A 12,202-nucleotide genomic window follows, 5' to 3' on the forward strand; every position below is an offset into this window, starting at 1 on the left:
TACTCTGTCGTGAGTCCAAAAAAGTAAAACCAGTATCGGTAGCTGGCTTTGCACGACTTACGTACACGCCCCTGACTTCTCTTTTTATTATAACTACTTCATGAAAAAGCCTTTATCCTTTGTGAGTTTGTTGCTGTGCGGCCACGTGGCGCTGGCACAAACAACGCCCGCGGGTCTTACCCTCGTGGGCGGTTCCCGGCCGATGGGCGCAGCCCCGGCAGGAGCCACAAAGGCCGCTGCCGCCGATGCCCGCATCACGGGTACCGTCGTGGATGCTGGTACCAAAAAGCCGGTACCGTTTGCCACAGTTGCTCTTATTGACACCTCCACCGGTAAGCCTATTGATGGCGCGGCCTGCGACGACGCGGGTAAGTTTACCATCAGCGGCGTGGCCGCTGGCAGCTACCAGCTTCAGTTCAGCTTCATTGGCTACAAGACGGTAGAGAAACCCATTACGGTAGGCAACGGCAATCTGAACGTGGGCACCGTATCGCTGGTTTCGGCTACCCAGCAGCTGGCCGAGGTGCGCGTGGAGGGTCAACGCTCTCTGATTGAAGAGAAGGTAGACCGCACCGTATACAACGCCGAGCAGGACCAGACCACCCGCGGCGGCGACGCCACCGACGTACTCAAGCGCGTGCCCCTGCTCACGGTAGACCTCGACGGCAACGTGAGCCTGCGCGGCAACCAAAACGTGCGCGTGCTCATCAACAACAAGCCTTCTACCATCACGGCCAGCAGCATTTCCGACGCGCTGAAGCAGATTCCGGCCGACGAGATTAAGTCGGTGGAAGTGATTACCTCACCCTCGGCCAAGTACGACGCCGAAGGCTCGGGCGGTATCATCAACATCGTTACCAAGAAAAACAACCTGCAAGGCAAAACCCTCAGCGTTGATACCAGCGTGGGCAACCGCTCCTCCAACCTGGGCCTGAACGGGGGCTACCGGGTAGGGCGCATGGGCTTCTCGCTGGGTGGCTGGGGCCGCACCAGCTACAACACGCCCGGCTCGTTCTCCAACGATCAGCAGACGTTTAATGAGTCCGGCGCGCTGGCTTCTACTACCCGCCAGCAGGCTGATACGCGTTCTAACAACACCTTCGGGCGCTATACGCTGGGTTGGGATTTCGACATTAACAAGTACAACTCCCTGGCAGCCTCTGTGCGCTACGGGCTGCGCAGTGGCGTCGACTACCAGGACGACCTGCTCACGCGCTCCGAGTTCTACGGCGAATCGGGTGCCATCCTGCGCCGTACCGGCGACACGCGCAACGTACGCACCAACGACAAGTCGAACAACGTGGACCTGAGCCTGGGCTACACCCACACCACCGACAAGCCCCAGCAGGAATTTAGCTTCCTGGGCGTATACAGCCGCAACAACCGCAACAACGACTTCACCAACACCATTACCGATATAATCAATACAACTTCCGGCGCTAGCACTACGCCGTATCGCCTCAAAAACCTGAACGAGAACTACAACGAGGAACTGACCGTGCAGGCCGACTACCAGACGCCCATCGGCGACAAGCAGCTGGTAGAGTTTGGGGTGAAGGACATTATGCGCAAGGTGAACAGCGACTACACCTACCTGCGCGCCGAGGGCTTGTCGGAAGGTGCGTTTGTGCCGCTCGAAAACGCGGGCCTTAATAACGTATTCGACTACAAGCAGAACGTGGCTGCCGCCTACGCCGCCTACACGCTTAGCTTCCTGAAGCAGTACACCTTGAAGGCCGGTGCCCGCTACGAGTACACGACCATTGATGCCACGTTTGCCAACGAGGCTACCGATACCACCAACATTCCGTCGTACGGGGTGCTGGTGCCCAGCGTAAACCTTTCGCGCAAGCTGGCCAACGGCAACGTGATTAAGGCCGCCTACAACCGCCGGATTCAGCGCCCTTCGCTGCGCTACCTGAACCCCAACGTGCAGGCTTCCAACACGCGTAGCCCTTCACAGGGTAATCCAACACTGGATCCAGAGTACACCAACAACTACGAGTTGGGCTACAGCACTTTCATCAAAAATATTCTGCTGAATATGTCGGTGTTTGCGCGTAATACCACGGGCTCTATTCAGGCAGTGCGCCGGCCGGCCACGCAGCAGGAAATTGAGTCGTACAATTTGTCGCCGGGTGCCATCTTCACCACCTACGACAACATCGGGCAGGAAAACGCTTACGGCGGTAGCCTGTTTGTGAATGCCAAGATTGGCAACAAATTCACGCTGAACGGTGGCCCCGATTTCTACTACGCCGTGCTGCGCAACAACGTGGATGACCGCATCTATAACGCCAGTAATGAAGGCTTTGTGATTAGCGGCCGCTTATTTGGTACCTACAATCTCAACGACAATTGGAGCTTGCAGGCCTTCGGCTTTGCCCGCGGCCGCCAGGTGCAGCTGCAAGGCTACCAGAGCGGGTTTGGGGTATACAGCCTCAGCATCCGCCGCGAGTTTGCAGAGAAGCGCGGCAGCATTGGCCTGGGCGCCGAAAACTTCTTCTCGCCCAAAATCCCGATTCGTACCGAATTCACCTCGCCGCTGCTGGTGCAAAACAGCGAAAACATCCCGAACCGCCTGAATTTCAAAGTAAACTTCAGCTACCGGATTGGCAAGCTGAGCGTGGCCGACGCGCAGCCTCGCCGCCGCCGTCGCTCCGTCAACAACGACGACCTGAAAGAGGGTGGCGAAGGCGCCGACCCAAGCACCACGCCAGCTCCGCAGCCAGCGGGCGGTGGTGGCCGCGGCCAGCGCTAATAGCCAGCACACGAAAAGCAGCAGATCTGGCGTACCTACTCTCCCTTTTCTGCGTAAGAAAGCTCCGCTCACCAGCTTCGGTGAGCGGAGCTTTTGTTTATGTCGACTACTACCACCCCCCGCCCCAAAACCAAGAAGAAGCGCCTCGACCCATTGGAAGAAGCGCACTTGCTCTACAAAGACCCCGCTCGCCAAGCCGAGCTGGCCGGCCTGCGCTACGCCACCGACGACAAACCGGGCATTACGCGCAAGGCCACTCGCGCCGGAAACTTCACCTATACCTCCGCCAAAGGCGAGAAAATAACCGATCAGAAGGTGCTGGACCGCATCCACGGCTATGTGATACCGCCGGCCTGGACGGACGTCTGGATTTCGCCTTCGGCGAATGCCCACTTGCAGGTAACTGGGCGCGATGCCAAGGGCCGCAAGCAGTACCGCTACCACCCGGCCTGGGACCAGGCGCGCAGCCTCACCAAATTCAGCCGGTTACGTGCTTTTGGCGAGCAACTGCCCGCCCTGCGCCAGCGCTTGCGCAAAGACCTGGGCCGCCCCAAGCTGGACAAGCAGAAGGTGATTGCGCTGGTGTTGCTGCTGATGGATCAGTCCTTCATTCGGGTAGGGAACCGGGAGTATGCCAAGAAAAACAAGAGCTACGGCCTGACTACCCTGCGCGACAAGCACGTGAAAATTGAAGGCGACGACGTACGCTTCAGCTTTGTGGGCAAAAAAGGCGTACCCCACGACGTGACCTTACACGACCGGAAGCTGGCCCGCCTGGTGCGCAAGTGCAAGGATATACCCGGCCAGCACTTGTTTCAGTATTATGATGCCACCGGCCACCGCGCCGAGCTGGAATCGGGCGACGTGAACGACTACCTGCACGAGGTAACGGGCATGGCCTTGTCGGCCAAAGACTTTCGCACCTGGGGCGGCACCGTAAAAATGGTGACGTGTCTGGAAGCCATTCTGGAAGAAGAGCCCGACCTGCCGAAAGACAAAGTACTGAAGCGTGCCGTGAAGGACGTAGCCGCCGGCCTGGGTAACACGCCCACGGTGTGCTCCAAATACTACATTCACCCCCAAGTAGTCGACTTATTCAAGTCCGATAAGCTCATCGACTACCTCCGCCGCCACGACGTAGACCCCACCGAAAATGACCTGCTTTCCCCTACTGAGCACATGGTGCTGGATATGCTAGCGGAAGTGAAATAGTGAGTGGTGAATTTGTGAAGTGGTGCATGCAAAAGCGGCTGTCATCCTGAGCAGCGCGAAGGACCTTATGCCAGTTGAACGAGTCGTTAACACGATTATCGTTCTTGTGTGAGAAGGTCCTTCGTGCTGCTCAGGATGACAGCCGCTTTTGCATGCACCACTTCACAAATTCACCACTCACTATTTCACTTCCGCTAGCATATCCAGCACCATGTGCTCAGTAGGGGAAAGCAGGTCATTTTCGGTGGGGTCTACGTCGTGGCGGCGGAGGTAGTCGATGAGCTTATCGGACTTGAATAAGTCGACTACTTGGGGGTGAATGTAGTATTTGGAGCACACCGTGGGCGTGTTACCCAGGCCGGCGGCTACGTCCTTCACGGCACGCTTCAGTACTTTGTCTTTCGGCAGGTCGGGCTCTTCTTCCAGAATGGCTTCCAGACACGTCACCATTTTTACGGTGCCGCCCCAGGTGCGAAAGTCTTTGGCCGACAAGGCCATGCCCGTTACCTCGTGCAGGTAGTCGTTCACGTCGCCCGATTCCAGCTCGGCGCGGTGGCCGGTGGCATCATAATACTGAAACAAGTGCTGGCCGGGTATATCCTTGCACTTGCGCACCAGGCGGGCCAGCTTCCGGTCGTGTAAGGTCACGTCGTGGGGTACGCCTTTTTTGCCCACAAAGCTGAAGCGTACGTCGTCGCCTTCAATTTTCACGTGCTTGTCGCGCAGGGTAGTCAGGCCGTAGCTCTTGTTTTTCTTGGCATACTCCCGGTTCCCTACCCGAATGAAGGACTGATCCATCAGCAGCAACACCAGCGCAATCACCTTCTGCTTGTCCAGCTTGGGGCGGCCCAGGTCTTTGCGCAAGCGCTGGCGCAGGGCGGGCAGTTGCTCGCCAAAAGCACGTAACCGGCTGAATTTGGTGAGGCTGCGCGCCTGGTCCCAGGCCGGGTGGTAGCGGTACTGCTTGCGGCCCTTGGCATCGCGCCCAGTTACCTGCAAGTGGGCATTCGCCGAAGGCGAAATCCAGACGTCCGTCCAGGCCGGCGGTATCACATAGCCGTGGATGCGGTCCAGCACCTTCTGATCGGTTATTTTCTCGCCTTTGGCGGAGGTATAGGTGAAGTTTCCGGCGCGAGTGGCCTTGCGCGTAATGCCCGGTTTGTCGTCGGTGGCGTAGCGCAGGCCGGCCAGCTCGGCTTGGCGAGCGGGGTCTTTGTAGAGCAAGTGCGCTTCTTCCAATGGGTCGAGGCGCTTCTTCTTGGTTTTGGGGCGGGGGGTGGTAGTAGTCGACATAAACAAAAGCTCCGCTCACCGAAGCTGGTGAGCGGAGCTTTCTTACGCAGAAAAGGGAGAGTAGGTACGCCAGATCTGCTGCTTTTCGTGTGCTGGCTATTAGCGCTGGCCGCGGCCACCACCGCCCGCTGGCTGCGGAGCTGGCGTGGTGCTTGGGTCGGCGCCTTCGCCACCCTCTTTCAGGTCGTCGTTGTTGACGGAGCGACGGCGGCGGCGAGGCTGCGCGTCGGCCACGCTCAGCTTGCCAATCCGGTAGCTGAAGTTTACTTTGAAATTCAGGCGGTTCGGGATGTTTTCGCTGTTTTGCACCAGCAGCGGCGAGGTGAATTCGGTACGAATCGGGATTTTGGGCGAGAAGAAGTTTTCGGCGCCCAGGCCAATGCTGCCGCGCTTCTCTGCAAACTCGCGGCGGATGCTGAGGCTGTATACCCCAAACCCGCTCTGGTAGCCTTGCAGCTGCACCTGGCGGCCGCGGGCAAAGCCGAAGGCCTGCAAGCTCCAATTGTCGTTGAGATTGTAGGTACCAAATAAGCGGCCGCTAATCACAAAGCCTTCATTACTGGCGTTATAGATGCGGTCATCCACGTTGTTGCGCAGCACGGCGTAGTAGAAATCGGGGCCACCGTTCAGCGTGAATTTGTTGCCAATCTTGGCATTCACAAACAGGCTACCGCCGTAAGCGTTTTCCTGCCCGATGTTGTCGTAGGTGGTGAAGATGGCACCCGGCGACAAATTGTACGACTCAATTTCCTGCTGCGTGGCCGGCCGGCGCACTGCCTGAATAGAGCCCGTGGTATTACGCGCAAACACCGACATATTCAGCAGAATATTTTTGATGAAAGTGCTGTAGCCCAACTCGTAGTTGTTGGTGTACTCTGGATCCAGTGTTGGATTACCCTGTGAAGGGCTACGCGTGTTGGAAGCCTGCACGTTGGGGTTCAGGTAGCGCAGCGAAGGGCGCTGAATCCGGCGGTTGTAGGCGGCCTTAATCACGTTGCCGTTGGCCAGCTTGCGCGAAAGGTTTACGCTGGGCACCAGCACCCCGTACGACGGAATGTTGGTGGTATCGGTAGCCTCGTTGGCAAACGTGGCATCAATGGTCGTGTACTCGTAGCGGGCACCGGCCTTCAAGGTGTACTGCTTCAGGAAGCTAAGCGTGTAGGCGGCGTAGGCGGCAGCCACGTTCTGCTTGTAGTCGAATACGTTATTAAGGCCCGCGTTTTCGAGCGGCACAAACGCACCTTCCGACAAGCCCTCGGCGCGCAGGTAGGTGTAGTCGCTGTTCACCTTGCGCATAATGTCCTTCACCCCAAACTCTACCAGCTGCTTGTCGCCGATGGGCGTCTGGTAGTCGGCCTGCACGGTCAGTTCCTCGTTGTAGTTCTCGTTCAGGTTTTTGAGGCGATACGGCGTAGTGCTAGCGCCGGAAGTTGTATTGATTATATCGGTAATGGTGTTGGTGAAGTCGTTGTTGCGGTTGTTGCGGCTGTATACGCCCAGGAAGCTAAATTCCTGCTGGGGCTTGTCGGTGGTGTGGGTGTAGCCCAGGCTCAGGTCCACGTTGTTCGACTTGTCGTTGGTGCGTACGTTGCGCGTGTCGCCGGTACGGCGCAGGATGGCACCCGATTCGCCGTAGAACTCGGAGCGCGTGAGCAGGTCGTCCTGGTAGTCGACGCCACTGCGCAGCCCGTAGCGCACAGAGGCTGCCAGGGAGTTGTACTTGTTAATGTCGAAATCCCAACCCAGCGTATAGCGCCCGAAGGTGTTGTTAGAACGCGTATCAGCCTGCTGGCGGGTAGTAGAAGCCAGCGCGCCGGACTCATTAAACGTCTGCTGATCGTTGGAGAACGAGCCGGGCGTGTTGTAGCTGGTGCGGCCCCAGCCACCCAGCGAGAAGCCCATGCGCCCTACCCGGTAGCCCCCGTTCAGGCCCAGGTTGGAGGAGCGGTTGCCCACGCTGGTATCAACGCTGAGGGTTTTGCCTTGCAGGTTGTTTTTCTTGGTAACGATGTTGATGATACCGCCCGAGCCTTCGGCGTCGTACTTGGCCGAGGGTGAGGTAATCACTTCCACCGACTTAATCTCGTCGGCCGGAATCTGCTTCAGCGCGTCGGAAATGCTGCTGGCCGTGATGGTAGAAGGCTTGTTGTTGATGAGCACGCGCACGTTTTGGTTGCCGCGCAGGCTCACGTTGCCGTCGAGGTCTACCGTGAGCAGGGGCACGCGCTTGAGTACGTCGGTGGCGTCGCCGCCGCGGGTGGTCTGGTCCTGCTCGGCGTTGTATACGGTGCGGTCTACCTTCTCTTCAATCAGAGAGCGTTGACCCTCCACGCGCACCTCGGCCAGCTGCTGGGTAGCCGAAACCAGCGATACGGTGCCCACGTTCAGATTGCCGTTGCCTACCGTAATGGGTTTCTCTACCGTCTTGTAGCCAATGAAGCTGAACTGAAGCTGGTAGCTGCCAGCGGCCACGCCGCTGATGGTAAACTTACCCGCGTCGTCGCAGGCCGCGCCATCAATAGGCTTACCGGTGGAGGTGTCAATAAGAGCAACTGTGGCAAACGGTACCGGCTTTTTGGTACCAGCATCCACGACGGTACCCGTGATGCGGGCATCGGCGGCAGCGGCCTTTGTGGCTCCTGCCGGGGCTGCGCCCATCGGCCGGGAACCGCCCACGAGGGTAAGACCCGCGGGCGTTGTTTGTGCCAGCGCCACGTGGCCGCACAGCAACAAACTCACAAAGGATAAAGGCTTTTTCATGAAGTAGTTATAATAAAAAGAGAAGTCAGGGGCGTGTACGTAAGTCGTGCAAAGCCAGCTACCGATACTGGTTTTACTTTTTTGGACTCACGACAGAGTACCCAAAACAACAAGATGGGTTGCTTCCAACTAAAACAAATAGATTGCCTCGCCGCAAACGCCGATGAGTTGGGGCGTTTGTACCGATTGATGTTGCACTGGTGATTCAGGGACCTATTGGCAGATAAAATACCCTGCATCGGTCGGTGAAATCTGCGGAACCGGCGAGGCAAGCACTTGGGGTACCCAGGGCACGGTATGTTTGGTAGCCTGATGCTCCTTTCCTTATGACTTCTTTCACCTTTCGGCACTTCGCACAACGCTTTTCGCGCCCGCTTTTGTGGGTGATGTTTGGCTCGGCCCTGCTGCTTGCCCAGCCGCTTACCTGGAGTGTGCAGCTGCCCCCGCAGTTTTGGGTGCGCCAGTCTTTGCTGCTCCTGCTGTGGGTAGCCCTGTTTTATTTTAATGCGCAGGTGGCGGTGCCGCGCTTGTTATTTCGGGGGCACACGGGCTGGTTTATTGCGGTGCTGGCTGCTTCGTTGGTGGCGGTGCTGGCGCTCAACTCACTTATCGAAAACCTGCTGCATCTGCCCGAGCTGATGCATAAAGCGTTTCACCCAGATGGCAGCCCGTCGCGGCGCCGGTCGTCGGCGGGGTGGTTCGATATGGGCACGCTACTGATTTCGATGCTGGTGCTGGGCATCAGTACAAGCGTGGCAGTGGTGCGCAAGTGGCAAAACGACGCGCAAATCCGGCGCGAGTTGGAGCAGCAGCAAACCACCGCCGAGCTGTCGTTTCTGAAAGCGCAGATCAACCCGCACTTCTTTTTTAATACGCTTAACAACATCTACGCCCTCACGGTGGTGAACGGTGAGCTGGCCCGGCAGGCCATTCACACGCTTTCGCGCATGATGCGCTACGTGCTCTACGAAACCCAGTCTAGCACTACCCTGCTTAGCCAGGAGGTATCCTTCGTGCAGGACTATATTTCGCTGATGCAACTGCGCCTGACGGATAAAGTGACCGTCACCTTCGAGCGCCCTACCCCCCTGCTGCGCGACGTACCCATTGCCCCCATGCTGCTGCTGCCGTTTGTGGAGAATGCCTTTAAGCACGGCGTGAGTGCCACCCTACCCAGCCAGATCTACATTGGCCTGCACCAGCACAACGGCACGCTCACGCTGGAGGTGCGCAACACCGTGTTCCCCGACAAGCGCCCCGCCGTAGAGGAGGTAGGCAGCGGCATTGGCCTCACCAACACCCGCCGTCGCCTCGATTTGCTCTACCCCCAGCGCTACCAGCTCAGCGTAGAAGAAGCCACGGCCGGCCACGAGTTTCGGGTATTGCTTAGCTTGGAAGTGGTGCCTAGCGTACAAGCCGTCAAGCCCCATTTGGCATCCGCGGACGCTGAATGAGCACTGAAAGACCAATTTCTAATTCTTACTTCTTACTTTTTACTTGAAAACCCTCCGTTGCATTGCCGTTGATGATGAGCCGCTGGCCCTGGGGCTGGTGTGCGCGTTTGTGGAGCAAACGCCTTTCCTAGAGCTGGTAGGCCGCTACAGCAGCGCCGTGGAAGCCTTGCAGGGCCTGCACCAGCTACCCGACATCGACCTGATTTTCCTGGACATCCAAATGCCCGACCTCAGCGGCCTAGAGCTGGCACGGGTGCTCGACCGGGGCCGGCCGGGCACGGGGCCGCGCATCATTTTCACTACCGCCTACAACCAGTTTGCCCTGGATGGCTACCGCGTCGATGCGCTGGACTACCTCGTAAAGCCGTTCAACTACGAGGAGTTTTTGCGGGCGGCCACCAAGGCCCACGCCTATGCTACGCTTGCGCAGCCAACTGCCCTACCCGCCGCCCCACCCGAGCCCGAGGAAGAGTACCTCTTTCTGAAAATTGAATATCAATTGGTGCGCGTGGCCTTCCAGGACATACTCTATATAGAAGGACTGAAGGACTATGTGAAGGTGCATCTCACGGGTGACGCGCGGCCCCTGCTCTCGCTCACCAGCCTGAAGGTGCTGGAAGAAAAGCTGCCCGCCCGGCGCTTCATGCGCATTCACCGCTCTACCATTGTAGCCCTGGATAAAATCCGGGCCGTGACGCGCAACTCGGTGCAGATTGAGGACCAGACGCTGCCCGTGAGTGACCAGTACAAGGAGGCCTTCACGCAGTTTTTGAGTCGTTGGACGTAGGGGCGGGGCAACTTCCTACCCCGTACGGCCCGTAGGGTAGGAAGATTACTCGTTTTCTTTTCGCACCCTATGACTTCTCTCCGCGATAAAATCAGCGACCTAGCCGAGCGGGCCGACGACTTTTTGACACGCACTCGCCAGCGCCTGGGTATGCTGGCGCCGTTGCAGCTGCTTCCCTACCGCAGTTACGGCACCCCCAACCGCCTCTACGTGAAGGGCCGCCTACTCACCGACAAAGGCATCACCGAGCCCGACTCCAACGACTCGCGCCTCCACAACCTGCTGAACATGTACCGGCGCTTTGATAGCGACGAAATTCGCGGCGCGCAGGTTATCGTGCGGGCGGCCGATGGCGTTGAGCACCCGGTTCTGACGGACGATGAGGGCTACTTTACGGTGAACCTGGCCCCCGAGCGCCTGCCCGAGCCCATCGACTACCTCTGGTACCCGGTAGACACGCTGCTACAACAGGTGCCGGCGCCCTTCACGCTCCCCGATGGCCTTCGCGCCCAGGCCCATGTGCTCATCCCACCCGACGACGCCGAATACGGCATTATCTCCGATCTGGATGATACCGTCATTCAGACTTCTGCTACGCACTTGCTGCGTATGGCGCGCACAGTGTTGCTGCGCAATGCCCGCTCGCGCCTACCCTTCAAGGGGGTAGCCGAGTTCTATAGGCAGCTACAGCTAGGACGCAATGGCAAGCGCAATAATCCCTTCTTCTACGTCAGCAGCTCGCCCTGGAATTTGTACGATTTACTGGAAGATTTCTTGCACCTCAACGATATTCCGCCCGGCCCGCTCCTGCTGCGTGATATGGGCCTGAAACGCGCCGATAAGAAAGCTGAGTCGGCCCACCACGGCCACAAGCTCAAAGAAATCGACAACCTGCTGCTCACCTACCCCAAGCTGCCTTTCGTGCTTATCGGCGACTCGGGCCAGGAAGATGCCAACATCTACCGGGAGGTGGTGCGCCGCCACCCCGGCCGCGTGCTGGCCATCTACATCCGCGACGTGCAGCTTCCTAACCGTGCCCAATTAGTAGAAAAAGTATCCGACGACCTGCGCGACGAAAACGTGGAAATGCTGCTGGTGCAGGATACCGTGCAAGCCGCCGAGCACGCCGCTGCCCATAACCTCATCTTCACCGAAGCCATTCCCGCCGTCGAAAGCGAAAAGCAAAAAGACGAAACAGCAGAGGAGTAGGTGGTGAAGTAGTGAGATGGTGAAGTGGTGAAGTAAAAAGCGTCTGTCATCCTGAGCGCAGCGAAGGACCTTATCACGGTAGAACGACCACCGTACCAACGACTCGTTCAACTGGTAGAAGGTCCTTCGCAAGCTCAGGATGACACACGCTTTTTTAATTTACTATCCCACCACTTCACCACCTATTCATTATTCGTGTGGTCGGCTACAATCACCCACTGGCCTTTCACTTGTCGAAAAACCAATAAGAAGTGCCCGCCTATATCGCCGGCGGTGGGGCGGGTCAGGTGCCAGCGGCCTACCACGTGGGCAGCCTGAGGGCCATCAGGGGTGATGTGGAGGTCGGAAAAGGCGAGTTGGCCCATAGCGGCAGCATCGGGGTAGCCGCGACGGTAGTTGTCGAGGGTTTGCTGCCAGCCGTAGGTAGGACCCTTACGCCCCAAGAATACCAAAGAATCGGAGCGCCAGTAGCCCTCCATAAAGGCGGGTATGTCGCCGCGGTTCCAGGCGGCGGCTTGGGTGGTGAGCACCTGCCGGATGGGCCCCTGTACAGCGGCGGGCCGTGTGGTGGCACAGGCCGTTAGCAGGAGCATCATGCAGCCCCCGGATAAGTTCTTTGTCATTGGGTTTAGAAATGGACTACGGAAAATCCAGTCCGCCATGCTTTTGCGGTCGGAAAATAGTAGTACTATTATAGGCAAACTATTGAATCTACTTCATCTTTCC

8 protein-coding genes are annotated in these 12,202 nt (G+C 58.1%); 5 read left to right on the forward strand and 3 right to left on the reverse strand.

The annotated features are described in order from the left end of the window. Positions 1 to 100 precede the first annotated feature (100 nt). Complete coding sequence (locus KYK14_RS00425; RefSeq protein WP_246601618.1) at positions 101 to 2,761, forward strand: TonB-dependent receptor; 2,661 nt, start codon at positions 101 to 103, stop codon at positions 2,759 to 2,761. A 99-nt stretch (positions 2,762 to 2,860) separates the two neighbouring features. Further along, positions 2,861 to 3,973: a DNA topoisomerase IB gene (locus KYK14_RS00430; RefSeq protein WP_185283607.1), complete on the forward strand. Its 1,113-nt coding sequence runs from the start codon at positions 2,861 to 2,863 to the stop codon at positions 3,971 to 3,973. Between the two features lie 180 nt (positions 3,974 to 4,153). On the opposite strand, the gene KYK14_RS00435 is transcribed toward KYK14_RS00430, so the two are convergent. Continuing rightward, the gene (locus KYK14_RS00435; protein WP_185283607.1) at positions 4,154 to 5,266 is read right to left on the reverse strand and encodes a DNA topoisomerase IB; all 1,113 of its coding nucleotides are present in this window, start codon (positions 5,264 to 5,266) and stop codon (positions 4,154 to 4,156) included. Between the two features lie 99 nt (positions 5,267 to 5,365). Then, positions 5,366 to 8,026 carry a TonB-dependent receptor gene (locus KYK14_RS00440; protein ID WP_246601618.1) on the reverse strand — a complete coding sequence of 887 codons (2,661 nt, stop codon included), beginning with the start codon at positions 8,024 to 8,026 and terminating at the stop codon, positions 5,366 to 5,368. Positions 8,027 to 8,352: 326 nt separating this feature from the next. On the opposite strand from KYK14_RS00440, the gene KYK14_RS00445 reads away from it, so the two are divergent. From KYK14_RS00445 to KYK14_RS00455, 3 genes are all read left to right on the forward strand, one after another. Beyond that, positions 8,353 to 9,480 (forward strand): sensor histidine kinase, encoded by a 1,128-nt coding sequence (locus tag KYK14_RS00445; protein ID WP_219156121.1) that lies wholly within the window; start codon positions 8,353 to 8,355, stop codon positions 9,478 to 9,480. 43 nt (positions 9,481 to 9,523) lie between these two features. Next, on the forward strand, positions 9,524 to 10,267 hold the full coding sequence (locus tag KYK14_RS00450) for a LytR/AlgR family response regulator transcription factor (protein WP_185283606.1): 744 nt from the start codon (positions 9,524 to 9,526) through the stop codon (positions 10,265 to 10,267). 69 nt (positions 10,268 to 10,336) lie between these two features. Next, positions 10,337 to 11,476: an App1 family protein phosphatidate phosphatase gene (locus KYK14_RS00455; protein ID WP_185283605.1), complete on the forward strand. Its 1,140-nt coding sequence runs from the start codon at positions 10,337 to 10,339 to the stop codon at positions 11,474 to 11,476. A 182-nt stretch (positions 11,477 to 11,658) separates the two neighbouring features. Here the strand turns inward: KYK14_RS00455 and KYK14_RS00460 are convergent, their stop codons facing one another. Then, a complete protein-coding gene (locus tag KYK14_RS00460) occupies positions 11,659 to 12,072 on the reverse strand; it encodes a YybH family protein (RefSeq protein ID WP_243900098.1) in 414 nt (137 codons plus the stop codon). Positions 12,073 to 12,202 lie beyond the last annotated feature (130 nt).

Source organism: Hymenobacter profundi (assembly GCF_019334315.1).
In the GTDB taxonomy this organism is placed as follows: domain Bacteria; phylum Bacteroidota; class Bacteroidia; order Cytophagales; family Hymenobacteraceae; genus Hymenobacter; species Hymenobacter profundi.

Coding starts and splice junctions, on each gene's coding strand:
- KYK14_RS00425 (WP_246601618.1), top strand. CDS start 101: ATGAAAAAGCCTTTATCCTTTGTGAGTTTGTTGCTGTGCGGCCACGTG.
- KYK14_RS00430 (WP_185283607.1), top strand. CDS start 2,861: ATGTCGACTACTACCACCCCCCGCCCCAAAACCAAGAAGAAGCGCCTC.
- KYK14_RS00435 (WP_185283607.1), bottom strand. CDS start 5,266: ATGTCGACTACTACCACCCCCCGCCCCAAAACCAAGAAGAAGCGCCTC.
- KYK14_RS00440 (WP_246601618.1), bottom strand. CDS start 8,026: ATGAAAAAGCCTTTATCCTTTGTGAGTTTGTTGCTGTGCGGCCACGTG.
- KYK14_RS00445 (WP_219156121.1), top strand. CDS start 8,353: ATGACTTCTTTCACCTTTCGGCACTTCGCACAACGCTTTTCGCGCCCG.
- KYK14_RS00455 (WP_185283605.1), top strand. CDS start 10,337: ATGACTTCTCTCCGCGATAAAATCAGCGACCTAGCCGAGCGGGCCGAC.
- KYK14_RS00460 (WP_243900098.1), bottom strand. CDS start 12,072: ATGATGCTCCTGCTAACGGCCTGTGCCACCACACGGCCCGCCGCTGTA.